The organism is Azoarcus sp. KH32C (assembly GCF_000349945.1).
In the GTDB taxonomy this organism is placed as follows: Bacteria; Pseudomonadota; Gammaproteobacteria; order Burkholderiales; family Rhodocyclaceae; genus Aromatoleum.
Genome location: NC_020516.1, coordinates 4,177,824 through 4,201,155 on the forward strand (window position 1 = coordinate 4,177,824; position 23,332 = coordinate 4,201,155).

The window sequence follows — 23,332 nt, forward strand, 5'->3', positions numbered from 1 at the left end:
ACTCCTTACAAAAGCGGCTCAAGTTCGGACAGAATTCCATCCGCATTGACGAGAAACGCAAGAACCTTCTTCGGCGCATCGATGTGCAAAGGCGCCATGCTGAGGAAGAGGGAAGCCTCGAACAGACGAATCAGCGCCGGATCGAAACCATGCAGACGCAGGCGCGACTCGAACAATTCCCTGGCCCACGGCGGAGAACCGGGATCGACCGACAGGCGAACCCGCAGATCGGTGTCGATCCCCAGCTCACACAGCCCATAGTTGATGAAGTCGTAGTTGCCGACGATCGAATGCGAGAGCTTCGCCAGATCGTAATACGGGCTGACGTAGAGGTCGTCCTCACCGTCCGCGCCACGAGGATCGATGAATCGCATCATCCCGGTGATCTTGCTGTACAGGATGTTGGAGAAGCACAGGTCGCCATGCCCAATCCGCAACTCGCGGCTCACGCCGCGTGATCCGACGCGCTCGAGAAGCCGGAAATAGCGTTCGAACAAGGCATCCACGCCGCCAAAGTTGGCATCGATATACGGCTTGATTCGTACGTATTCCTGCTGCCCCTCGAACTGCGCGCAACGCGCGCGGACCTTGTCCCGGTAGGCATCCAGATAGACGGACTTGGCCACGTCATCGGTCACCCGCCTGACCGGGCGCGCCATGACGTAATAGAACACTTTGTCGAGGAAGCGCTCGAAACTCAGCCGGTCGAGTGAGCCGTGAATCCACTGCAGCGCAGTGTCCGGAACGAAGAGCCGTTCCATCTTGTAACTCGCACCACGCCCGTCGACCTGAAAGTCGTAGGGCTGGATGAAGAACATCTGCAATTCGGGCGGCAGTAGGCTGTAGTAACGATGCTCCCTACGCAGCTTGTCAACCTCGGACGAACGCTTGATCAGGACGAAATCGTTGATGGTCTGAACCGAATTGAAGAAGCGAACGTCGAAGTTGCTCGTAAGGTAGTCGGTAAAGTGCAGCGGGTCCCGCATATCGATCATGCTCACGTCCCCCTTCAGGGCGTGCATCTGATCGAAGGACCCCGCGAGCAATTCCGCAACCGGTTCGCCCACGGCGGCGGCGCGCAGGAGCGACTGTGCGAGCCCGCCAACCGTGACAGCCACCTGCAGGCGATCGACGGACGGCATGGCGTCATCCTGCATGACGTACAGCGACGAACGCGTGAAACTCAACTTGCGCAGGAAAAGTGCCGCCGTCTCCTCCGGGCAGCCGAAGGCAATGAAAGCCGGCAAGTACATCACTACCAGCTCACCGGCACTGTAGTTAGCCAATTCCCCGACAGCATCGCGGGAGCCCCTGTTGGCATTGAGTTCGACGAACTGGATGCCCGCCTCGGCGCAGATATCCGATATCCACCGGTCGAGCGAACGCTTGCGGTAGTAAATATCCGAATAACGGCTCACGCCCAGCAGGTTAGCGATGTCCTGGGGCACAGAGGACACGTTGTCGTAAAGCAGCACTTTAGTCATGAATCAGCCATTCCCTTGAAGCTGCGCACACGGAGCCTTCCGTAGAACAGCAGCGCAATCACGCCGAAGCCCAGCAGGACAACGATCTTGATCGTTTCAAACTGCACAGCGAGGCTCGTCGTCCGGCTGACGTCACTCAGCACCGCGACGAACTGCTGGACGAGTCCGGTCAGCGCCCCCAGCCACGGGTTGGACTCGAACAGGAGCGCCATTGCCAGCAGCTCCAGGCTCCAAATAAAGAACGTCAGCAGGGCCAGCGTCACGACCTTGCCCTTCAGCAGCGGCCGGACCTGGTCGAACAACTGATGCAGCGAATCGAGTATGTGCAGAATCCGGATTGCCTTGCGCCCGCTGTAATTGCGGATCACATGGAGATTGAGGCTGCTGAGCTGCTCGGGCACGACAAAAAATACCAGCATCGTCATGAAAACGAATCCGGCTATAACCCACAGCAGCAAGCCGATGTCCTTAGGCTCCTGCGCCCCGGAAGCGAGAATGAAATACGCCATCGCGCCAAGCGCCACAACGTCGAACACACGCTCGATCCAGACGATCAACAGCCCCCGCCAGTAACCGCCGACCCACCAAGCGATTTCATTGATGCGCACCAGCTCGCCGAGTTTGAACGGGATGATCGCCGAACACCCGGCGGTATAAAAATAAAGCCCGAGAAGATTGCGCGCCCGATCGGCCCCGAGCAACACGCCCAGCCTGATCGCCCGAAGGGCGTGCGCCACCACATACACCGTGACCGGAAAGGCAAGCGCGCCCAGTTGGGCCGGCCAAGCGGCGTGCGCAATGTGCAAGCCGGCGTACGCCAGCAGTGCCGCCACCGACAGCACGAACAAGGCGACCGACATCATCGGACCGCGGGGTGCCATCATTAGGCCCCTCCTCCAGCACCCGTCCGCTTGATCACCGTGTAACCGTAATCGTCAAGTGGCCGTCCCGAGTAATTGAGGTCGAGAAACGCCTGGCGCTTGAACGCGAAGCGCGCCAGGATGCCCAGCACCTGCATAGACTGGCGGGCCAGCCTCACGTTGGAAATCTGGTCGTCTTCGCGCCACGTGATCGGGAAGAAACGGATGTTCCACCCCCAATGGACTGTCGCCAGGATCATGAAATAGTTGAACGTCAGGTTGTTGGCAAAACTGCGCCATTGCGACGACGCCAGCTTGCTCACGCGGTAGAGGTTCAGGCCCGACCCCAGATCGTAGAGACGCTTGCCGGCAGCGCCCGAGAAGAGAAGGTTGAAGACCTCGTTACCGAACGTCCGGAATGCCGAATAGCCCTCCAGGCTGGAGCCTTTCATGAAACGGGCGCCCAACAGACAGTCGACATCGCGATGAGCGCCCGCCTCCAAGTGCGGAACGAGATCCTTGATGCTGCCCTGATCGTCACCATGCAGCACCACGCAATAATCGAAACCGTGCTCGATGGCGTAGCCGAAGGCCACCTTGTGAGATCCGCCGAGGCCATAGTTGTCGTTGTTCTTGACCACGGTGACCGGCAGCTTGACCTTCTCGGCCGCCGCGCTGGCAGCGTCGAGCGTGTTGTCCGGGCTGCGATTGTCCACGACCAGGACTTCCGCGAAATGACGCTCGACACCTTCGAATTGGGCCAGCACGCGGACGATCTGCTTGGCGCAATTGTAGGCGGGAATAAAAACCAGAATGCGCTCGTTGGCGTTCGATTTATCAGAACGCGAGGAGGAGGCGTCGACCTTCATAAGCTGTACTCAATAAAATGCTTTGACAAAAACGGCACACGAATCAGTTCGGCCGTGCGAGGACGGTCAAGAAGAAACGATGGAAATTCTCGGCCTTGATCGACCAGTCCCATCCGCGTATGGATTCAATGTTCTCCGCCGACAGAGCCTGCAGCAATTCCGCCTGGCCGATCAGCGATTTCAGCTTTTCCTTCATGCAGGCCGCCGAACGGGTCTCGAGGATGAACTGCCGCTGCAGCACACCAAACACCTCCGGCACGATACCGACGTCGGTCGATACGACCGGCACCCCACAGGCCATGGCCTCCAGAACAGGATTCGGCGTGCCCTCGATCTTCGATGCGCATACCAGCACGTCGATTTTCGCGTAGTAATGCGGCATTTCCTCATGGGGGGTAAATCCCTGCTGCCGGTCTGCCAACTCGAGACGAATCCGGTAGCCTTCGGCGCGCAACTCCTCGACAGCCGGCCGCAGGATCGAGTGCAAGCCCTTGAAGTCTTCCTGCCGGGCCTCCCAGGCGCTGTTTCCGACCCAGCCGACGATAAGGTCCCGGCTGTTCGCACTGGCCAGCCGCTGGAGATTGGTCGGTTTGAACAGGCCCAAATCGACCCCGTCCTCCGTCGTGCAGGCGGGCGCCGGGAACGGCGCCGGCGGGTGACCGTAGAACTGCAGCAGCTTCTGGTTTGCCACCGTATAGCCCGCCAGCCCCGCGTAGGCCTCAGCGCGCGCTACGACGCTTTCCCGATCCTGCATCAGATGATCGTAGATGGACGTAGTAATGTATTTGCCATTCAGGAAGCGCTCAGCAAATGCCTCCCACGACATGCCCAGAGACTCGGCCGCCTGCCGATAATGCGTAGCACCGATCTGCAGGATCTCCTCGCGCCAGAAGAAGTGGATCAGCTGGCAGTCCTCTGCCAGCATCAGGACCCGGAGCAGGCAGCCCACATCTCCGATCGGGATGATCCTGATGTCGTAGCGATCGGACAGGTGGCGCTTCAACTGTCGTGAAATGTTGCCAAACGCCCAGTGATATACGTCGATGACCAAGGCAACTTTGGGACGAACCGCATCGTCGGGAATCGGCCGCAGGGATTCGGCGACCACGGGGAGGCCCGCTGGAGCAGACGTCTCGCTCAATAGAAGAATGCGCTCGCCGGGGCTCTGTAGTTCGTCGTCGTAAATGGCAACCGCTTCTGATACGGCAACTTTCAAGCCCATGCGAAACAGGCGCATCGCCAATGCCACGTCCGCCAGTTCCGGATCGGCCTTTTCGTCGAATCCACCGGCGCTGCGCAGCACATCGGTCCGGATCAGCAGGCTTGCGCTGTCGATCCCGGAGCACAGCGCGCCCCCTTGCTGCGCGCCCAGAGCGCTGCGAACGGCGGGCCGCGCCACGATCCGACACTGGGAGCCGTCGCGCTCGAACCCGATATGGTCGATGGACACATAGCTCCCGCTGCGTGACACCCGCGGCAGATTGATCACCGGGACGCCGAGCCTAGCGATCTCCTTCTCCGTTATCTGGAGAGGATTCCAGACCAGGGACACCCGCGGGTCGATGAAGCAAATCCAGTCACGGCTCGCCTCCCGGACCACAGCATTGCGATAAGCAATGGCACCGGTCTCGTCCAGAACCCGCCAAGCCTTGACACCCCACTGTTTGAGCTCCTCTACAGCCCCAGCGCTTGCAAGCGGGAGCGCGGCATCGCCGGCGAACAACAACTCCCCGGCAAACGCGGGCAGGGCCATCCGCAATGAACGGACCATCCGCTCGATCTGCGAGGCGGATCCGGCCGGAAGGATTGCCAAGGTTAGATTGACGCACGGCCGATCGTGCCGCCCCGCCTCGGGGAGCGGCACGACGTCGAAACCAAGCAAAGGATGCCCCGAATCCGAGAAATAGGGCACCTCGATGGCGTTAGTCCGAAATTCAGCATCCGCCATCGCCTTACTCCGGATTGCGCCGCAGGTTACGCAGCTTTCGCCCAAGGCCCAGAACCGACGCGGGGATTAGCCCCCTCAGACGGAAATAGCGGTGTGCGGCGATCGCATAGATGGCAAGTTCTCGCTGCAAGCGCCCGTTATCCTTGCGCAGAGCCACGACGTTACCTGCAATGACCTGATTCTCGGTCTGGATCGCAAGCTCGCGAATCCGCGCGGACTGCAGTTTAAGCTTCAGATCTGCAGCCTCAGCGGACAGTTGTGCAATCAAAGCCCTTGCCTCGGCGACCTTGGCCTCACCGGCCTGAATTACCTCGTCGAGCCGCTGCTCCCACCCTTTGTCGATAGCCCGCTCCCTGTCCGCCTGTTCAGCCTCTAGGCGTTCGAGACGGGACTGCATCTGCCGCACCGTTTCAAAATCGTCGCCGAGGATCCGTCTGTTTCGCGCGTCGCGATCGGGCTCGCCGGAATAGAGCCCATTCCGGAACACGTCCATGGGAACGGGCAGAAGGCCAGCGCCGTTGATGTAATCACGTCGCCCGCCCCAGCGGGCGATGAAGTAACTCGCATTGAGGTGCGAGACAGAACCGGACTCCGCCGGCACCACCATTGCGTTTTCGAACTCGCACGAGTCCATCATGGCGATCTGGGAGCGGGCATGGCCAGACGACGTCAATTCGCCCATCGAAAGATTGATGAACCCCGCCACCGGAACACCCAATCCCGTCGCGTCGGGTTCGCCGAGAACCGAGGTGACAAGGGCCATGAACTCATCGAAAGCATACTTGCGGACGTGATAGGGGTTGCGCTCCCCGTCCGTTGGGTAATACCACCAGTCATTGGGGCAGGAGATGAGGATCACGCCGCCCGGCGCGCGCAGCCGCGTCAATGCATGTAGGTAGGCGACCGGGTCTTTCAGGTGCTCGATCGTCTCAAGGGAAATGATCAGGTCGAACTGCTCCCCTCCGAGCAGCGCATCCACGGATTCGGCCTCACCGCAGAGATAGCGGATGCCCTCGCGCCCAAAGCGGTGCTGCGCGGCCTCGATCGACTCCTGCGAGACATCTACACCGACAACCTCGACTGCCCCCCAGTCGCGCATCAGGCGCGAGCCGTAGCCCTCGCCGCAAGCCAGATCCAGAACACGCCGCCCCCGACACCACTCCCGCGCCATCGCGTAGCGAGCCATGTGAATCGAGGCTTCCAGCCCGCTATATGCACCTTTTTCAGAAAACGATAGTCTTTCCAAGACTCAAGCACTCCAGAAAATCACCCACTATCAGCCGATGCTGAACTGCCATTCCCGCGCCAGATTGACGATACCGACTGCATCGAAATTATCGACCACTGAGAATGGGCACACTTCCTTCGCCTCCGCGAGCACCGAGAAGCCCCCGTGGTCATTGATCGCCACGCGCCACTTGTAGCGCCCGGACAGCAGCGGGAACGACGGGAAGCGCACGCTGACCTCCCCATTGCGGGTCCCGGGATGCGGTGCCATCCCGTCCATCAGGGTGGTCGTTCCGCAGACATAGAAACCGTCGTGGCGGTACAGATTGAATACAAAACTGATCCGGTCGGGCGGCGTGGGCGTGATCGCCCGGTAACGCATCGTCAGGATCAATTCGTCGCCGGTCGCAACTTCGTCCACGTCGCGACCATCCGCAGCGCTCATGCGCACGGACTCGATCAGGTATGGGAACAGAATCTGGCTCGGCGGTGCCAAAGCAGGCTCGACGGCGGGTTCCTCCAACGGCACGTCGCCCGTCGCTACAGGTTCAGCCACCAGCGCTTCGACCGGCTTGGTCACCGGCGGGAGGCGCGCAGCCTCCACGGCCTCCATGTCCACCATGTAGGCATCGATCACCCGACCGGCAGGCCCGAACATCTTCTGCATTCCGCGCTCAAGATAGACGGCACGTTGACAGACCGATTTCACCTGGTACTGGTCGTGGGATACGAACAGGATCGTGCAGCCGCTTTCGCGTATCTCGTAAAACTTAGACATGCACCGCCGCTGAAAGGCGGCATCGCCGACCGCGAGAATCTCGTCGACGATCAAAATCTCCGGATCCACGTGGACGGCGACCGAAAAGGCTAGCCGGGCAAACATTCCGCTGGAGTAATGCTTGACAGGGCTGTCGATAAACTGACCGATATCGGCAAACGCAGCTATGCGATCGAAACGTTCATCCACCTCTGCCCGGCTCAGCCCGAGAATTGAACCATTCAGATAAACGTTTTCGCGCCCGGAAAATTCCGGGTTGAACCCCGACCCCAATTCAAGCAGTGCTGATATCCGTCCCTTCCGCTCTACTGTGCCGGTGGTGGGCGTCAATGTTCCGCAAATAATTTGCAGCAAGGTCGACTTACCTGAGCCATTTCGCCCGACAATACCGACCGTTTCGCCCTTCTCAACCTCGAAATCAATGCCTTGGAGGGCCCAGAAATCATCGTGAAACTTCCGTCGGCCTCGCCAAAGCATCTGCTTGAGCCGGTCTTGGGGCCGTTCGTAGATATGGTAGACCTTGGACACATCCCGCACAGCAATCGCGATTTCAGAGGACATCGGCAAATCCCTTTCTTGTCTTCTGAAACCATGCGAACCCTAGCCATGCGACCAGCGCGGACAATAACAATTGGGTGAGCCACGAGAAGCCATTCAGCGGACGGCCAAAGATCATGACATCGCGCACCTGTTCCACCACAAATGTCAGGGGATTGAGATTCATAAACAGGCGATATTGATCAGGCAGGGCCTCGACAGGATAGAAAATTGGCGAAACAAACATCAAGACTGAGGTAATTACGCCTATTATCTGCGTGATATCGCGAATGAACACCCCAAGCGAAGCCAACAACCAGGAAAAACCCAGGGTCGTCAGCACCAAAGGAATCAGCACAAGGGGTAGCCAAAGAATCGTTGGCGACGGGACGCCAAAGAACACGCAGAAGAAAAGTATCCAGACCAGCAGGTTGATCAGAAAGTGAAAGGCAGCAGCCCCAAACCCAACGACGGGCAGCAATTCTAGCGGGAAGATTACTTTTTTAACGTAATTCACATTCCCGACTACGAGGTCAGGTGCCCTGTTAATACATTCCGCGAACAGATTAAAGACCATGAGCCCCGCAAAAAGCACCAACGCAAACTCCGTCTTCGAGCCCGAGCCACCCACCCAGCGTGCCCTGAACACCACGCTGAACACAAACGTGTATACAGTGAGCATGAGCACCGGATTGAAGAAAGACCAAAGCAGCCCCATTACAGAGCCACGATAACGACCGATGATTTCGCGTTTGATCAAGTTAAAGACCAAACCGCGATTGCTCACGATGGAACGCCAAAGCGCCAATGGCGATATTGATCGAGCAGCGTGAGGGTTCATGCATATCCCTTTGGATTGTTCTCTTGCCAACGCCAGTGATCCCTGCACATTGCCGCGAGGTCACGCTGCGCTTTCCACCCCAGAAGACTCTCCGCCAAAGATGGATCCGCATAGCAGGCCGCTGCGTCACCGTTTCGCCTGGGTGATAGTTGATACGGCACCCGTTGGCCGCTCGCGCTTTCGAACGCTTTGACGACATCCAAAACGCTGTAGCCGACGCCCGTACCGAGGTTCACCGCAACACATTGCGGCATATCAAACCGCTCCAGCGCTCTGAGGTGTCCTGCTGCCAGGTCCACCACATGGATATAGTCGCGCACGCCAGTACCGTCGGGGGTCGGGTAATCGCTCCCCCAAACATTCAAGAACTCGCGCCGGCCCACCGCGACTTGAGCGACGAAAGGCATTAGGTTGTTGGGAGTGCCCTGAGGGTCTTCGCCAATCAATCCACTTTCGTGGGCTCCAACCGGGTTGAAATATCGCAGGATCGCGATGCTCCAATGGGGATTCGCCCGAAAAACATCGCGCAGCATATCTTCGATGATGAGCTTGCTGCGGCCATAGGGATTGGTCGCGGAGAGCGGATGATCTTCGGTCAGGGGCAGTCGCTGCGGCTCTCCATATACGGTCGCGGAGGAGCTGAATACAAGCGTGTGGACACCGCAGTTTTGCATGGCCGAGACGAGGCGATGCGTACCAATGACATTGTTGTCATAGTAAGTGAGCGGTTTTTCGACCGATTCTCCGACCGCCTTGAGTCCGGCAAAGTGGATGACCGCCTTGCAACCGTAGCGTCTAAAGACAGCCTCGATGGCGCCCTGATCGCGAATGTCGCCTTGAACCACCGCAAGTTTTCGCCCGGTGATCTGCTCAACTCGGCGCAAAGCTTCGGGATGGCTGTTGCTAAAGTTGTCGAACACCACGACCGTATGGCCGGCGGCGAGCAGATCGACGCATGTGTGCGAACCGATGTAACCAGCACCGCCCGTGACGAGAATACTCATCCAAGCACCTGGCCGCAGAAAGACAATGTCAAGGCCACCGAACTCAAATGCCTTTCATCACCATCCGAGAAATTTGCCGTCGAATGTTCAATTTGTGCAGCTACGCCCTTCTTAGGTTGATTCATCAACCCGCCTCCACCTGTAAGCCCCCCGCTCGCAACGCTCAGGTCACCTTCTGAGACGCCGAAATTCGGGGATACGTGGCAGCCTCCCTGAAGGCTGCAAACATCCTGTCGTTGCTTGATATGTTAGAAAGTACGTTGATTGCCAGTCATCTGGAATCGGGCTCAGGGTTGAGAAAGCTCGAACCGATTCGGATATGACGAAGACACCGCCCTCCGTGCGCAAGTCGTAGCCGTGCGCACGTTATGCATGGAGATTCCACGGACCGGGCTCTGAAAGCCCTTTGCACTGAGCCAAGCCCCACCCTGGATAGCCGCAATCGACATCAACGAACACATCGAAATGCACGCGTTCATGCATGCTGGCGCCGATCTCGATGCTTGTGCTCCTCTAGTGCCGACATCCGCGACTCAAACGATACTCGCTCACCTCTGCCTCTAGATTGATGCAACACAAAGGATGAAGCCCTATAAAAACATAGAATTATCGCACTGCAGCAAGTTCTGCGATATTGAGCTAAGGTAATAGAATGCTGCGGGTGTTACACCCCGAAATAGCCCCGATACCACGCCACGAATCGCCCCACCCCATCCCGCACGCTCGTCGCCGGCGCAAAGCCGGTCCACGCATTGAGCTCGTCGGTGTCGGCATAGGTCGCCGGCACATCGCCGTCCTGCAACGGCAGGAAATTCTTCTCCGCCTTCTGTCCCACAGCATCCTCAATCGCCTCGATGAAGGCCATCAGCTCGACTGGGTTGTTGTTGCCGATGTTGAAGACACGATAAGGTGCGGCGCCGCGGCCCGGATCGGGATTCAGCGGATCGAAGGCCGGATCGGCTTCGGCGACACGGTCGAGGGTACGGATGACGCCTTCGACGATGTCGTCGATGTAGGTGAAGTCGCGCTTCATCTTGCCGTGGTTGAAAACGTCGATCGGACGGCCTTCGAGGATCGCCTTGGTGAACAGGAAGAGCGCCATGTCGGGGCGCCCCCAGGGGCCATACACGGTGAAGAAGCGCAGGCCGGTCGTCGGCAGGCCATAAAGGTGGCTGTAGGTGTGGGCCATCAGCTCGTTGGCCTTCTTCGTCGCGGCGTAGAGGCTCACTGGATGGTCGACGCTGTCGTGCTCGGAGAACGGCATTTTGGTGTTGCCGCCGTAGACGCTGGAGCTGCTCGCATAGACGAGGTGCTGGACCTTGTTGTGGCGGCAGCCTTCGAGGATGTTCGTGAAGCCGACGAGATTGCTCTCGATGTAGGCATGAGGGTTCTGCAGTGAGTAGCGCACCCCTGCCTGGGCAGCGAGGTGGATCACGCGGTCGAACTTCTCTTCGGCGAAAAGCCGTTCCATGCCCGCGCGGTCGGCGACGTCGAGCTTCACGAAGCGGAAGCCGGGATTGGGCGTCAGGCGCGCGAGGCGGTCGAGCTTGAGTTGCGGGTCGTAGTAGTCGTTGAGGTTGTCGATACCGACGACCTCGTCGCCGCGAGCCAGCAGTACCTGGGAGGCATGCATGCCGATAAAGCCGGCTGCGCCGGTAACGAGAATTTTCATGGCGGGGATGGTGTTCTTGCAGTGAAAGGGATAAGGGCGGATTATCGCATAGGCGCCCGACCCCCCTCATAGGCTCACTTGAATCACGGCATCAAGCCACTGCGGCAGCCATGCGCGCCAGCACGGAGGGATATACTTGGCTGCTTTGCTTGCTGCCCCTTCCGATGCCCGCCCGCCTTGCCTATTCCCTGCTGTGGCTGATCGCCCTGCCCTTCGTCGCAGCGCGGCTGCTGTGGCGCGCGCGCCGTCAGCCCGAGTATCTGCAGAACCTCGGCGAGCGCTTCGGGCGGTATCCGGTCGCGGCTCCGGCGCAACTGATCTGGGTGCACGCTGTGTCGGTCGGCGAGACGCGGGCGGCCGAGCCCTTGGTGCGCGCGATGCTCGATCGCTGGCCGGAGTGTTCGGTCTTGCTGACCCACATGACGCCGACCGGGCGGGAGACGTCGGCATCGCTGTTCGGCAACGAGCGGCGCGTGCTGCGCGCCTACCTGCCCTACGATCTGAAGCCGTGCGTGACGTCTTTCCTGCGCCATTTCCGCCCGCAGGCAGGCATCGTGATGGAAACGGAGTTGTGGCCGACGCTGCTCGGCGCATGCCGCGACCGCGGCGTGCCGGTGCTGCTCGCGAATGCGCGGCTGTCGGAGCGGTCCGCCCGCCGTTACGCGCAATGGCCGTCGCTGAGCCGGCTGACGCTGGGCGCGCTGACTGCGATCGGGGCGCAGACCGAGGCCGATGCCGCGCGCCTGCTTGATCTCGGCGCCCATGGCGTCGAAATCACGGGCAACATCAAGTTCGACATGGCGCCACCGGCGACGCTGATCGAATTGGGCAGCCGCTTCCGCACACGGACGGCCAATCGCCCCGTGATCCTCGCCGCAAGCACCCGCGACGGCGAAGAAGCGTTGATCCTCGACGCGTTCGTCGCCGCGACACCGCCGGAAGCGCTGCTGGTCATCGTGCCGCGGCATCCCCAGCGCTTTGGCGAGGTCGCGACACTCGTCGCGAACCGTGGACTGGCGTTGCAGCGCCGCTCGGACGAGGCGCCTGTATCGCCGGCGACGCGCGTATGGCTCGGAGACTCGATGGGCGAAATGTTCGCCTATTACGCGGCGGCGGACGTGGTGTTGATGGGGGGCAGCTGGCTGCCCTTCGGTGGGCAGAACCTGATCGAGGCTTGCGCGGTCGGCACGCCGGTGATTCTCGGCCCCCATACCTACAATTTTTCCCTCGTCGCCGAGCAGGCGGTCGCGGCAGGAACTGCGTTGCGCGAAGACGATGTCGAAAGCGGCATGCGGGCGGCGCTGGCGCTGCTCCGCGAACCGGCGCGACGTGCAGCGATGGGCCGTGCGGGCCTGGCGTTTTCGGCAAGCCACCGGGGCGCCACGGCGCGGACACTGACGCTCGTGGCGGCCCTGCTGGAGTGCCGCGAGGCTGACGCCTGACGGCGTCGCTTATTCGCTCAGCAGGGCGTTGACGACCTGGATGTCCTCTTCGCCGAGGGTGCCGGCTGCCGCCTTCAGACGCAGTTGGGCAAGCATCGTGTCGTAGCGGGCCCGAGCAAGCTGGCGCAGGGTGTCGGCGAGCTGGCTCTGGGCGTTCAGGACGTCGATGTTGATGCGCACCCCGACCTCGTAACCGAGACGGTTCGCGTCGAGCGCCGAGGTCGAGGAGACCTTCGCGGCCTCCAGCGCCTTGATCTGCGCGAGACCGCTGGTCACACCCAGGTAGGCTTGGCGGGCAGCGAGCGCGGCCGTGCGCCGGGCGTCCTCGAGGTCGGCGTCGGCCTTCACCTTCAGAGCCGCTGCCTCGCGTTCGCGCGAGGAAACGGCACCGCCTGCGAAGAGCGGCACGTTGAGTTGCAGACCAACCGTCGTCGCCTCGGTGACCTGCGAGCGGCCGGTGCTGGTGCTGAAGCCGACGCTGTTGCGGCCTTGGGTCGCGACCAGATCGACCGTCGGGTAATGGCCGGCGCGCGAACGTTCGACCTCGCGATCGGCGATCTGTAACGCCAGTTGCTGGGCCTGCACGGTATAACTGCCCTGCTCCGCAGCCGAGGCCCAGTCCACGATGTTGTCGGGCTGGGGCCGGGACAATGTCAGGCCGGGGCGCAGGCCGGCGAGAGGCGAGGTTTCCTTGCCGACGATCTGGGCGAGGGCCTGACGGCGCACGTCGAGGTCGTTCTGCGCGGCGATTTCCTGCGCCGACGCGAGGTCGAAGCGCGACTGGGCTTCATGCACGTCGGTGATCGTGACCGTGCCGACCTCGAAGCTCGCCTTCGCGAGCTGCCGTTGTTCGGAGGCAGCCTTGCGCAGTTCCGAGACCGCGCTCAGGGAATCCTGGGCGTTGAGGACATCGAAATAGGCCTGCGAGACGCGTAGGATGAGGTCCTGGCGCGCGAGCCCGAGCTGGGCTTCGGCCAGCGCAGTCTGCAGTTCGCCCTGCTTGTATTGGACCCAGTTCTGCCAGCGGAAGAGCGGCTGCGTGAGCTGGACGCCGTAGCTATTGCTGTTGTACTGATGGGAACCCAAGTCCGGGCGACGGATGTCCAGGTCGTTCCATGTCGTCCCGGCGCTGGCACCGACCGCCGGCAGAAGCCCCGCCCGCCCCTGGACGACCTTTTCCTGCCCGGCGTCGTATTGCGCGCGCGCCGAGGCATAACGAGCATCGTTGGCAAGCGCCTCGCGATACACCTGCATCAGGTCCGCCGACCACGCCGCGCTCGACAAGAGGCTCGCCAGACAGACTACTGCCGCACGTTTCATCTACTTCTCCGGAGGAATACGCAGCGATCGGTCAGTAACGAGGCATGGCCGGATCAACCAGCTCGGCCCACGCATGGACGCCGCCGGCAAGATTGACCACACGCGAGAAGCCCTGCCTCTCGAGGAACATGCAGACCTGTGCGCTGCGGCCGCCATGATGGCAGATTACTACGATGTCGGCATCGGGATCGAGCTCCTGCTGACGGGCGGGCACGGTGCCCATCGGCATCAGCTCAGCGCCGGGGATGCGGCAGATGTCGAACTCTGCCGGCTCGCGCACGTCGAGCAGCATGGGTTTCGCGCGTTCGGGGTCAGCCAGCCAGTCGGCCAGCTCGGTGACGCTCATCTGTCGCATCCTGAACTCCTTAGAAGCGGAATTCGTCCTTGCGCTGCGCGTTCTTCAGCATCGGGACGATGGTTTCAAAAACGTCTTCGGTCTTGAACTGGCCTTCGCCGGTACAGGTCACGAGACGACCTTCCATGACGGGGGCGTCGCCGACGAAGGCGAACAGGCGGCCGCCGACCTTCAGTTGCTGGAGCAGGCTTTGCGGAAGCATCGGCAGTCCGCCCGAGACGACGATCACGTCGTAGGGCGCGCGGGCCGACCAGCCCCCGGCGGCGTCACCCTCTTCCACGATGACGTTCTCGACGCCGTAGCGGTTGAGGTTTTCGCTCGCGAACTTGGCGAGTTCGGGTTCGATTTCGATCGTCCGCACCCAGTCGGTACGAGCCGCGAGCAGCGCCGCGAAGTAGCCCGAACCGGCACCGATCTCGAGCACGGAGTCCGAACGCTTGAGCTGCAGCGCCTGCAGGATCTTGCCTTCGATCACCGGCTTGAGCATCACCTGGCCGCAGCCGATCGGGATCTCGCCGTCAGCGAAGGCGAGCGTCTTGTAGGCGGAGGGAACGAATTCCTCGCGCTTGACCGTCATCAGTAGGTCGAGGACGTCCATATCCAGCACATCCCAAGGGCGGATCTGCTGCTCGACCATGTTGAAGCGGGCACGTTCGAAGTTCATGGCTTTGGCTTCCTGTCCAAATATTAGCACACGCTAATAGAGCGCGCGGTGAGTAAACTTTCACATTCTAACTCACTTGTTGCGTCGCAAGAGGCCGCGATGATCCGGACGCTTCAGTGGTTTCGCGCGCCACCCGATACCAGGCCGCATACAACGCAGGTAGAAAGATCAGCGTCAGCAGCGTCGCGACGGTCAGCCCACCCATGATCGCCACCGCCATCGGACCGAAGAAGGCACTGCGTGTGAGCGGAATCATCGCAAGGATCGCCGCGGCGGCGGTCAGCATGATCGGACGGAAGCGACGCACGGTCGATTCGACGACGGCCTCCCAGGCGCTGCGCCCGGCCTCGCGGTCCTGGCGGATCTGGTCGACCAGGATCACCGCGTTGCGCATGATCATCCCCGACAGCGCGATGGTGCCGAGCATCGCAACGAAACCGAAGGGCTTGTGGAACGCAAGCAGGAAGGTCGTCACGCCGACGAGCCCGAGCGGCGCGGTCAGCACGACCATCGCGACGCGGGAGAAGCTCTGCAGCTGGAGCATCAGCACCGTCAGCACGGCAATGATGAAAAGCGGCATCCCGGCCGCGACCGAGCCGCCGCCTTTGGCGCTCTCCTCGACCGACCCGCCGACTTCGATGTGGGCGCCGAGCGGCAGCTTGGCCTGCAGCGCGTCGATCTGCGGCGCGAGCTGGGCGACGATGGCGGCGGGCTGGACGTTGCCGTACAGGGTTGCGCGCACGGTGACGGTGGGCACGCGGTTGCGGCGCCAGATCACGCCTTGCTCGAAGCCGTATTCCGGGGTCGCGATCTGCGACAGCGAGACGCTGTGGCCGTTGCCGGTCGGGATCGCGAGGTCCGGCAGCAGGCCGAGATGGACACGTTCGGACTCGGCGCCGCGCAGCAGCACATCGATGGTCTCGGTGCCTTCGCGGAACTGCGTGACGGCGAGCCCCTGCAGCGAGGTGTTCAAAAGCGTCGCAACATCCTGGCTGGAGAGCCCCAGCAGGCGTGCCTTGTCCTGGTCGATGCGCAAGCCGACACGTTTCGAGGGCTCTTCCCAGTCGAGATGCACGTTCGAGAGCTCGGCGTTGCCGCGCATGACTTCGGCGACCTGATGCGCGACGCGACGCGCCTCATCGATGTTCTGGCCGCTGACGCGGTACTGGACCGGGAAGCCGACCGGCGGACCGTTTTCGAGGCGATTGACGACGCCGAGCACGTCGGGCGGCCCCTGCTCGAACAGCGCGATCAGCTTCGCGCGCAGGGCCTCGCGGGAGGCGGGGCCGTCGGTCAGGACGACGAACTGGGCGAAGCTGGTCTGTTCGAGCTGCTGATCGAGCGGCAGGTAGAAGCGCGGACTGCCGCCGCCGAGCCAAGCGACGTAGTTGTCGATGCCGGATTCGCCGTCGAGAAAGGCTTCGATGCGCTTGACCGCGCGCTCGGTCGCGTCGTGCGACGCGCCTTCGGCGAGACGCAGGTCGATCAGCAACTCGGGGCGGGTCGAGTCGGGGAAGAACTGCTGCGGCACGAAGCGCACGAAGACGACGAGGGAAGCGATGAAGATCGCGACGGTCAGCGCGATCACGCGCCAGCGGTGGGCGACGCAGGCTTCGACGAGGGCGCGGAAGCGGCTGTAGAAGGGGGTGTGGTAGATCGCGTGCTCGTCGTGCTGCGCGTGGGCGTGCGCCGCACGACGCGCGGCCATTCGCTCGGCGAAGCGTGGCGAGACCCGTGCGAGGAGGCGCGCGAGCGGCGAAGGCTTGCCGTTGTTGGCGCGAAAGTCCGGCAGCAGGTGCAGGCCGAGCCAGGGCACGAAGAGCACGGCAGCGACCCAGGACACGAGCAGCGCGATCACGGTGACCTGGAAGATCGAGCGCGTGTATTCGCCGGTCGAGGATGCGGCGGTCGCGATCGGCAGGAAGCCGGCGGCGGTGACGAGCGTGCCGGAGAGCATCGGCATCGCGGTCGAGGTGTAGGCGAAGCTCGCCGCGCGGACGCGGTCCCAGCCCTGCTCCATCTTCGTCGCCATCATCTCGACGGCGATGATGGCGTCGTCGACCAGCAGGCCCAGCGCAATGATCAGCGCGCCGAGCGAGATCTTGTGCAGGCCGATGTCGAAGAGGTTCATGAAGAGGAAGGTGATCGCGAGCACGACCGGGATGATCACGAGCACGACGACGCCGGTGCGCAGGCCGAGCGACATCAGGCTCACGGCCATCACGATCACGACGGCCTCGGTGAGCACATGCACGAACTCGCCGACCGAGCGGGACACGGCGCGCGGCTGGTCGGCGACGCGCTCCAGGCGCAGACCGACCGGCAGTTGCGCTTCGATGCGCGCGACGGCCTCGTCGAGGTGCTTGCCGAGCGCGATGATGTCGCCGCCCGCGCGCATCGAGACGCCGATGCCGAGCGCGTCCTCGCCCTTGAAGCGCATGCGTTCGCGTGGCGGATCGGCATAGCCGCGGCGGACCTCGGTGACGTCGCCGAGGCGGAAGCTGCGGCCTTGCGCGCGGATCACGGTCGCGCGGATCGCATCGAGGTCGTCGAAGGCGCCGGTCGGGCGCAGCCAGATCCGTTCGTCGCCGGTCTCGAAGAAGCCGGCGCCGGCCGTGGCGTTTTGGCCGGCGAGCGACGAGACGATGTCGCGCGCGGAAAGGCCGAAGGTCGCGAGCTTGGTGTTCGACAGTTCGATGAAGACGCGTTGCGGCTGCTCGCCAAAGAAGCTGACCTTCGCGACGTCGTGCACGCGCAGCAGTTCGCTGCGGATCGCCTCCGCGTAGCGCTTGAGCTCCGCTTGGTCGAGCCCTTCGCCGACCAGCGCGAAGATGTTGCCGTAGGTGTCGCCGAACTCGTCGTTGAAACTGGGGCCGACAATGCCTTGCGGCAGCGTGTAGCGGATGTCGCCGATCTTCTTGCGCACCTGGTACCAGACCTCGGGGATCTCGCGCGCCGGCGTCGAGTCGCGGGCGACGAAGAAGACCATCGATTCGCCGGGCCGCGAGAAGCTGCGGACGACGTCGACCTGCGCGACCTCCTGCAGCTTCTTCTCGATCTTGTCGGTGACCTGGCGCGCGACCTCCTCTGCGGCGGCGCCCGGCCACTCGGTGCGGATCACCATCACCTTGAACGTGAAGGGCGGATCCTCGGACTGGCCGAGCCGTCCGAAGGAGTACGCGCCGATCACGGTCAGCACGATCATGAAGTAGAGGACGAGCGACCGGTGACGCAGGCCCCAGGCCGAGATGTTGAAGCGTCCGTCGCGATGTTCGGAGCCGGTGTTCATTTGCGCATATCCAGCGCGACGGGCGCGTTCTCGTCGACGGGGCGAACAGTCTCGCCGGCGACCAGTCGATGCACGCCGGTCAGCACGACACGTGCGCCCGACGGCAGACCGCCGCGGATCGCGACACCGTCCTCGCGGAATTCGCCGACATCGACCTCGACCGGCCGGACTTGCGATGCGTCGTCGACGATCCAGACGCTTGTGCGCCCGTCGGCGCGCGTCACCGCAGTGAGCGGCAGCAGGGTCTGCGCCGTACCGGCCGTCGCAAACGCGACGCTCGCGGTGGCGCCGAGCGGCAAGCCGACGTCCGCTCCGGGGATGCTCACGCGCACGGCGTAGCTGCGGGTCGCGGTGTCGGCCGCCGGGGCGATCTCGCGCACTATTGCCGGGTAGTCTTTCTGCGGGCTCGCCCAGGCGCGGATCACGGCCGGCATGCCGGGCACGAGCGTCGCGATGCGGCTTTCCGGGACGGCGATCAGCACTTCACGCTCCTCGGGCCGCGCGATGCGCACGACGGCCTGACCGGCGGAGACCACTTGGCCGGCTTCGCCCATCGCCGCGGTAACGACGCCGTCGTGGTCGGCGACAAGCGTCGCGTACGCGGTCTGGTTGCCGGCTGTCGAGGCCTGGGCACGGGCCTGGCGCAGCCGCGCTTCGGCGGCCTGTAAGGTAGTCCTGCGCGTATCGAGGGCCGACGCGCTGACGAAGTTCTTCGCATGCAATCCCTCGACGCGCGACAGCTCGGCGCGCGCGAGCGCGGCGTCGGCCTCGGCCGCAGCGACGGCTGCGCCGGCGGCCTGTTCGGCGAGCCGGGTATCCTGCGGGTCGAGCCGCGCGAGGACCTGGCCGGCCCGCACCTGGGCGCCGACATCGACGCGACGCTCAATGAGCTTGCCGCCGATGCGGAAACCGAGGTCGGCTTCGTGGCGGGCCTTCACTTCGCCCGTGTAGACGTTGAGGCTCGGTGCGCTGCCGGATGCCGAAAGGGTTCGCACGATCACTGCGCGGGGAGCCTTCTCCGGCACGGTCGGGCCGGAACAGGCCGCCAGCACGACGGCAGCCACCAATGCGTTTGCCAGGACTTTCATCGACCCTCTCCAGAACGAAGCGGCTGTGCGCGCAGACCGTCGAGGATCACGTCGAAATAGGTCTGCAGATAGTGCTCGATGTTGGTGTCGGGTCCGCAACAGGATGCGAACGAGTGTCGCCACACGGCAAGGTGCAGCAGGGGTGCGATCAGGACACTGCCGACGGTCTCGAGGTCCACTTGGCGGAATATGCCGCGCTCGATGCCGCGCGAGATGGCGGCGCGAATCAGGTTCAGCCCGCGTTGGATCACGACCTCGTGGTAATAGACGGCGACGTCGGGGAAATTGCGCGCCTCGGACATCATCAGTTTCGGTATCCCGCCGAGCTCGGTGCTGCCGATGCGTTCCCACCAGCCGTAGAGGATCGCGCGGAGCAGCGCGACCGGGTCGTTGTATTCGTCCAGCAGCGCTTCGCCCGCCGCGATCGCCGGCACGACGCCTTCCTGGATGACCGCCTTGAAGAGCGCTTCCTTGCTGTCGAAGTACAGGTACAGCGTGCCCTTGGAGACACCGGCGCGGGCGGCGACGTCGTCGAGCTTGGTCGCGGCGAAGCCCTTCTCCACGAACAACGCTAAGGCGGCCGAGGTCAGCTCCTGCGGCCGCGCTTCCTTGCGTCGCCGACGTCGGGGTTCGGCGTTCGCCGTTTCACTCATTACCTGTCTCCGGAACGTTACTGACTGACTAGTCAGTACTATAGACAGCTGTTTCCGGTGCGACAAATTCTTTCTTTGATCGGCGGGCAGCCGCGGACCCGCGCGAATTCACATCACCCTTGTTTACATCAAGGGTAAAGATGCGCCAATTCATTAAACTCCGTTTCAAATTTGCCGTTGTCTTGTGGACCAGCACGCCCGCTCGGATGGAATGCGCCCGACGCAGCGGGGACCCGCAAGGCGTCAGTTGACTGGAATGCAAAGGGATTCGCCCATGGCTTTCACATTGACCATCAAACAGAAGCTGCTCGGCTCGGCGGGGCTGTCGCTCGCTCTAACGCTCGGCGTGGGCCTGATCGGCTATTCCTCGACGGTTCGTCTCTCGGAAGCCAGCGCGGTATCGACGACCTACGCGGAAGCGATCCGCTTCCACGTCGAAACCGACATGTTCCACGACGCGCTGAACAGCGACGTCCAGGCGGCTCTGCTCGCCGGCATGCGCAACGACGCCGAGGCGCACAAGGCGGCGATGGAAGACGTCGCCGAGCATTCGAAGGCGATCAAGTCGAACGTCACCGAACTGCTCAAGCTCCCGATATCGGCCGATCTGCGCCGCGCGATCGAACAGGCCGACACGCCGCTCGATGCGTACACGAAGGGCGCACAGGAAATGGTGCGCATCTCGCTCGAACAAAACGAGGCAGCGTTCGCGAAGAAACCTCATTTCGAAGAGCTGTTCGGCGAACTCGAAAAGACGCTGGACGGGATCAGCGACCGGCTCGTCGAAGAGACCAAGCGGACGCGCGACGATGCCGCCGCCGAGGCCCGCCTGCAGGAGCGCCTGACGCTGGGCGCTCTGGCGCTTGCGCTTCCCCTGCTGCTCGTCTTCAGCCTGGTTACGGTACGCGGCATTTCGCAGCGCTTGCAGAGCTTGGCGCGCTTCACCAACGAACTCGCGGCCGGCGACGCGGACCTCCGCAAGCGGCTGCCGACCGAAGGTGGGGACGAGATCGCGGGAAGCGCGACGTCCTTCAACGCCTTCATGAACACGCTGCAGAACATCATCGTCGATCTGAAGCGCGAGTCCGACGGTCTGCGCAGTGCGGCGTCGCAATTGGCAAGTTCGGCATCGCATGGCCAACAGCGCTCGCATGAGCAAAGCGAAGCGACGGAATCGGCAGCGGCGACGATCGAGGAATTGACCGTGAGCATCGCCGCCGTCGCGAATAGCGCCGAGGAAGTGCGGGGCATGTCGCTCGATGCGAAGTCGCGGACGAAGGAGAGCCACGACAACCTCGAGCAGCTGGTACGGGAGGTCGGTGCGATCGAAACGGCGGTGCGCGCGATGGCCGAATCGGCTGCGGCCTTCATCGACAGCACGACCACGATCACGTCGATGACGCGCCAGGTGCGGGAGATTGCCGACCAGACGAACCTGCTCGCGCTCAATGCGGCGATCGAGGCCGCGCGGGCCGGCGAACAGGGCCGCGGTTTCGCGGTCGTCGCCGACGAAGTGCGCAAGCTCGCCGAGCGCTCGTCGCATTCCGCGGGCCAGATCGACCAGGTGACGACGGGGCTCGGCGACCGGTCGTCGGAAGTCGAACGCGCGATCCAGGGCGGCCTGCAGGCACTGGAAAAGAGCCATGCGTGCGTGGAGCGCGTCGTCAGCAGCCTCGCGCAGGCCGACGACTCGGTTGCAAGGGCGAACAACGGCATCGACGACATCGCGCGAGCGGTGACGGAACAGCGCGCCGCGAGCCAGGGCATCGCGCAGAGCGTCGAACGGATCGCCCGCATGGCCGAGGAGAACCACGTCGCCGTGCGTCAATCGGCGGAAGTCGCGGGTTCGCTGGAAAGCGTCGCATCGCAGCTGCAGAGCCTGGTGCAGCGCTTCCGCGTCGCCGGCTGAGGCGCGTCGGGGAGCGGTGCGACCCGCTATGCGCCGCGGGTCGGTGCGAGCAGCGGCAGGTCGACCGTAAATAGCGCGCCGCCCTCGGGGGCGTTGGCCACCGACAGGCGCCCGCCGTGGCGCTCGACGATGCCGTAGCTGATCGCGAGCCCGAGGCCGGTGCCCATGCCGACTGGCTTGGTCGTGAAGAAGGGGTCGAAGATGCGGTCGAGGATCTCCGGCGCGAGGCCCGGTCCATTGTCGTGAAAGCGTAGCTGCACGCGTCCGTCGCCGATTTCGGCGGCGATGTCGAGGCGCGGTTCGGCCAGCTCGGCGGTGGCGTCCCAGGCGTTCTGCACGAGGTTCATCACAACCTGCTGCATCTGGCCGGCCGAGCCGGTGAGCGGCAATTCCGCGGGCAGGTCGATATTGACGCGGAAGTTCTCGCGCGCCGCCTTGCACACCCAGCGCACAGCGCGTTCAACGACTTCGGTGAGGTCAAACGGTCGGTTCTCGTCACGGTCGATCGCGGAAAAGCGCTTGAGGCCATCGACGATGTCGCGCGTGCGCTCGGCGCCTTCGATCGTGCCTTCGATCAGCGGCGGCAGGTCGGCGAGGATGCGGTCGATGCGTAGTTCGCCGCGCAGTTCCTCGAGCGCTTCGCGCGACTCTCCGCGGTGCACCGCGGCGAGGTAGCATTCGAGGCGCTCCGCATAGCGCCGGAGCGCGTGGACGTTGCCGAGGACGAAGCTGATCGGGTTGTTGAGCTCGTGCGCGACGCCGGCGACGAGCCGCCCGAGCGAGGCCATCTTTTCCGAATGCAGCAGTTGCTGCTGGGTCCGCTTGAGGTCCTCGTGGGCCTGACGCAGCGCGCGGTAGGCCTTGCGCAGTTCGCCGACGGGGCGGCCGGTGATGACCATGCCAAGCGATTTGCCGACGGAGCTGAAGCGGGGCGTGCAGTTGAGCGAGACCGGCACGGCGCTGCCGTCGCTCGATCGCAGCGGCAGTTCGCAATCGTGCACGGCCTGCTGGCCGAAGCTGCCGAGAAGCTCGCGCGCACGGTCGTGCGAGAGCTCGTCGGCGAAGAGGTCGTAGATCGGACGACCGCGCAGGTCGGCGGCTTCGCGGCCGCAGAAGTCGACGAGCGAACGATTGACGTCCTCGATCTGGCCGTTGCGGTCGCACACGACCATGATGTCGGACATCGAGGTCAGCACGGAGAGGATGAACTGCTGCGATTCCTCGAGCTTGGCGTTCTTCTCTTCGAGGGCGACTTCGTACTGCAGAAGGTCGGAGTAGACCTCGTCCATCTTGTGGATGACGTCCATCCACATGTCTTCATCGACGGCGATCAGTTCGCCGGGATGACCGGTGTGGCCGGGGGTCTTGCCGGAAGGATGATGCTCGCTCATC

Annotated in this window: 18 protein-coding genes; 2 read left to right on the plus strand and 16 right to left on the minus strand. The window is 63.0% G+C overall.

Annotated elements, in window-relative coordinates; genetic code table 11:
- Window positions 1–5: 5 nt before the first annotated feature.
- The 9 genes from AZKH_RS18670 to AZKH_RS18710 all read right to left on the minus strand — a co-directional run bounded on the left by AZKH_RS18670 (window position 6) and on the right by AZKH_RS18710 (window position 11,220).
- A complete protein-coding gene (locus AZKH_RS18670; RefSeq protein WP_015437353.1) occupies window positions 6–1,484 on the minus strand; it encodes a hypothetical protein in 1,479 nt (492 codons plus the stop codon).
- Window positions 1,481–2,368, minus strand: coding sequence for a hypothetical protein (locus AZKH_RS18675; RefSeq protein WP_015437354.1), 888 nt, complete (start codon window positions 2,366–2,368; stop codon window positions 1,481–1,483). The genes AZKH_RS18670 and AZKH_RS18675 overlap by 4 nt, the downstream gene beginning before the upstream one ends.
- The gene (locus AZKH_RS18680; RefSeq protein ID WP_015437355.1) at window positions 2,368–3,213 is read right to left on the minus strand and encodes a glycosyltransferase family 2 protein; all 846 of its coding nucleotides are present in this window, start codon (window positions 3,211–3,213) and stop codon (window positions 2,368–2,370) included. The genes AZKH_RS18675 and AZKH_RS18680 overlap by 1 nt, the downstream gene beginning before the upstream one ends.
- Before the next feature lie 43 nt (window positions 3,214–3,256).
- Window positions 3,257–5,161 (minus strand): glycosyltransferase, encoded by a 1,905-nt coding sequence (locus AZKH_RS27730; protein ID WP_015437356.1) that lies wholly within the window; start codon window positions 5,159–5,161, stop codon window positions 3,257–3,259.
- A 4-nt stretch (window positions 5,162–5,165) separates the two neighbouring features.
- A complete protein-coding gene (locus AZKH_RS26400; protein ID WP_156822127.1) occupies window positions 5,166–6,407 on the minus strand; it encodes a bifunctional 2-polyprenyl-6-hydroxyphenol methylase/3-demethylubiquinol 3-O-methyltransferase UbiG in 1,242 nt (413 codons plus the stop codon).
- A 30-nt stretch (window positions 6,408–6,437) separates the two neighbouring features.
- Window positions 6,438–7,727 carry an ABC transporter ATP-binding protein gene (locus tag AZKH_RS18695; protein WP_015437358.1) on the minus strand — a complete coding sequence of 430 codons (1,290 nt, stop codon included), beginning with the start codon at window positions 7,725–7,727 and terminating at the stop codon, window positions 6,438–6,440.
- Window positions 7,717–8,490, minus strand: coding sequence for an ABC transporter permease (locus tag AZKH_RS18700; RefSeq protein ID WP_231874428.1), 774 nt, complete (start codon window positions 8,488–8,490; stop codon window positions 7,717–7,719). The genes AZKH_RS18695 and AZKH_RS18700 overlap by 11 nt, the downstream gene beginning before the upstream one ends.
- Before the next feature lie 50 nt (window positions 8,491–8,540).
- Complete coding sequence (gene galE, locus AZKH_RS18705) at window positions 8,541–9,548, minus strand: UDP-glucose 4-epimerase GalE (RefSeq protein ID WP_015437360.1); 1,008 nt, start codon at window positions 9,546–9,548, stop codon at window positions 8,541–8,543.
- A 664-nt stretch (window positions 9,549–10,212) separates the two neighbouring features.
- Window positions 10,213–11,220 (minus strand): NAD-dependent epimerase, encoded by a 1,008-nt coding sequence (locus AZKH_RS18710; protein WP_015437361.1) that lies wholly within the window; start codon window positions 11,218–11,220, stop codon window positions 10,213–10,215.
- A gap of 164 nt (window positions 11,221–11,384) precedes the next feature.
- Between AZKH_RS18710 and waaA the strand changes: the two genes are divergently transcribed.
- Window positions 11,385–12,662 (plus strand): lipid IV(A) 3-deoxy-D-manno-octulosonic acid transferase, encoded by a 1,278-nt coding sequence (gene waaA, locus AZKH_RS18715; RefSeq protein ID WP_015437362.1) that lies wholly within the window; start codon window positions 11,385–11,387, stop codon window positions 12,660–12,662.
- A 9-nt stretch (window positions 12,663–12,671) separates the two neighbouring features.
- Here the strand turns inward: waaA and AZKH_RS18720 are convergent, their stop codons facing one another.
- The 6 genes from AZKH_RS18720 to AZKH_RS18745 form a co-directional block, all read right to left on the minus strand.
- Window positions 12,672–13,982, minus strand: a complete 1,311-nt coding sequence (locus tag AZKH_RS18720) for a TolC family outer membrane protein (protein ID WP_015437363.1) — start codon at window positions 13,980–13,982, stop codon at window positions 12,672–12,674.
- 31 nt (window positions 13,983–14,013) lie between these two features.
- Window positions 14,014–14,337 (minus strand): rhodanese-like domain-containing protein, encoded by a 324-nt coding sequence (locus AZKH_RS18725; RefSeq protein ID WP_015437364.1) that lies wholly within the window; start codon window positions 14,335–14,337, stop codon window positions 14,014–14,016.
- Between the two features lie 10 nt (window positions 14,338–14,347).
- A complete protein-coding gene (locus AZKH_RS18730) occupies window positions 14,348–15,001 on the minus strand; it encodes a protein-L-isoaspartate O-methyltransferase (RefSeq protein WP_015437365.1) in 654 nt (217 codons plus the stop codon).
- A 67-nt stretch (window positions 15,002–15,068) separates the two neighbouring features.
- Window positions 15,069–18,290, minus strand: coding sequence for an efflux RND transporter permease subunit (locus AZKH_RS18735; RefSeq protein WP_015437366.1), 3,222 nt, complete (start codon window positions 18,288–18,290; stop codon window positions 15,069–15,071).
- Window positions 18,287–19,378: an efflux RND transporter periplasmic adaptor subunit gene (locus AZKH_RS18740; RefSeq protein WP_015437367.1), complete on the minus strand. Its 1,092-nt coding sequence runs from the start codon at window positions 19,376–19,378 to the stop codon at window positions 18,287–18,289. The genes AZKH_RS18735 and AZKH_RS18740 overlap by 4 nt, the downstream gene beginning before the upstream one ends.
- A complete protein-coding gene (locus AZKH_RS18745) occupies window positions 19,375–20,031 on the minus strand; it encodes a TetR/AcrR family transcriptional regulator (RefSeq protein WP_015437368.1) in 657 nt (218 codons plus the stop codon). Before AZKH_RS18745 ends, AZKH_RS18740 begins: the two co-directional genes overlap by 4 nt.
- Before the next feature lie 274 nt (window positions 20,032–20,305).
- Between AZKH_RS18745 and AZKH_RS26405 the strand changes: the two genes are divergently transcribed.
- Window positions 20,306–21,940: a methyl-accepting chemotaxis protein gene (locus tag AZKH_RS26405; protein WP_015437369.1), complete on the plus strand. Its 1,635-nt coding sequence runs from the start codon at window positions 20,306–20,308 to the stop codon at window positions 21,938–21,940.
- Between the two features lie 26 nt (window positions 21,941–21,966).
- Here AZKH_RS26405 and AZKH_RS18755 read toward each other — a convergent pair whose 3' ends face one another.
- The gene (locus AZKH_RS18755; protein ID WP_015437370.1) at window positions 21,967–23,331 is read right to left on the minus strand and encodes a sensor histidine kinase; all 1,365 of its coding nucleotides are present in this window, start codon (window positions 23,329–23,331) and stop codon (window positions 21,967–21,969) included.
- Between the last annotated feature and the right edge of the window lies 1 nt (window position 23,332).

What these genes read in the sequence shown, in the direction of transcription:
- AZKH_RS18670 (WP_015437353.1), bottom strand. Translation starts at nt 1,484, where the DNA reads ATGACTAAAGTGCTGCTTTACGACAACGTGTCCTCTGTGCCCCAGGAC.
- AZKH_RS18675 (WP_015437354.1), bottom strand. Translation starts at nt 2,368, where the DNA reads ATGATGGCACCCCGCGGTCCGATGATGTCGGTCGCCTTGTTCGTGCTG.
- AZKH_RS18680 (WP_015437355.1), bottom strand. Translation starts at nt 3,213, where the DNA reads ATGAAGGTCGACGCCTCCTCCTCGCGTTCTGATAAATCGAACGCCAAC.
- AZKH_RS27730 (WP_015437356.1), bottom strand. Translation starts at nt 5,161, where the DNA reads ATGGCGGATGCTGAATTTCGGACTAACGCCATCGAGGTGCCCTATTTC.
- AZKH_RS18695 (WP_015437358.1), bottom strand. Translation starts at nt 7,727, where the DNA reads ATGTCCTCTGAAATCGCGATTGCTGTGCGGGATGTGTCCAAGGTCTAC.
- galE (WP_015437360.1), bottom strand. Translation starts at nt 9,548, where the DNA reads ATGAGTATTCTCGTCACGGGCGGTGCTGGTTACATCGGTTCGCACACA.
- AZKH_RS18710 (WP_015437361.1), bottom strand. Translation starts at nt 11,220, where the DNA reads ATGAAAATTCTCGTTACCGGCGCAGCCGGCTTTATCGGCATGCATGCC.
- waaA (WP_015437362.1), top strand. Translation starts at nt 11,385, where the DNA reads ATGCCCGCCCGCCTTGCCTATTCCCTGCTGTGGCTGATCGCCCTGCCC.
- AZKH_RS18720 (WP_015437363.1), bottom strand. Translation starts at nt 13,982, where the DNA reads ATGAAACGTGCGGCAGTAGTCTGTCTGGCGAGCCTCTTGTCGAGCGCG.
- AZKH_RS18725 (WP_015437364.1), bottom strand. Translation starts at nt 14,337, where the DNA reads ATGCGACAGATGAGCGTCACCGAGCTGGCCGACTGGCTGGCTGACCCC.
- AZKH_RS18730 (WP_015437365.1), bottom strand. Translation starts at nt 15,001, where the DNA reads ATGAACTTCGAACGTGCCCGCTTCAACATGGTCGAGCAGCAGATCCGC.
- AZKH_RS18735 (WP_015437366.1), bottom strand. Translation starts at nt 18,290, where the DNA reads ATGAACACCGGCTCCGAACATCGCGACGGACGCTTCAACATCTCGGCC.
- AZKH_RS18740 (WP_015437367.1), bottom strand. Translation starts at nt 19,378, where the DNA reads ATGAAAGTCCTGGCAAACGCATTGGTGGCTGCCGTCGTGCTGGCGGCC.
- AZKH_RS18745 (WP_015437368.1), bottom strand. Translation starts at nt 20,031, where the DNA reads ATGAGTGAAACGGCGAACGCCGAACCCCGACGTCGGCGACGCAAGGAA.
- AZKH_RS26405 (WP_015437369.1), top strand. Translation starts at nt 20,306, where the DNA reads ATGGCTTTCACATTGACCATCAAACAGAAGCTGCTCGGCTCGGCGGGG.
- AZKH_RS18755 (WP_015437370.1), bottom strand. Translation starts at nt 23,331, where the DNA reads ATGAGCGAGCATCATCCTTCCGGCAAGACCCCCGGCCACACCGGTCAT.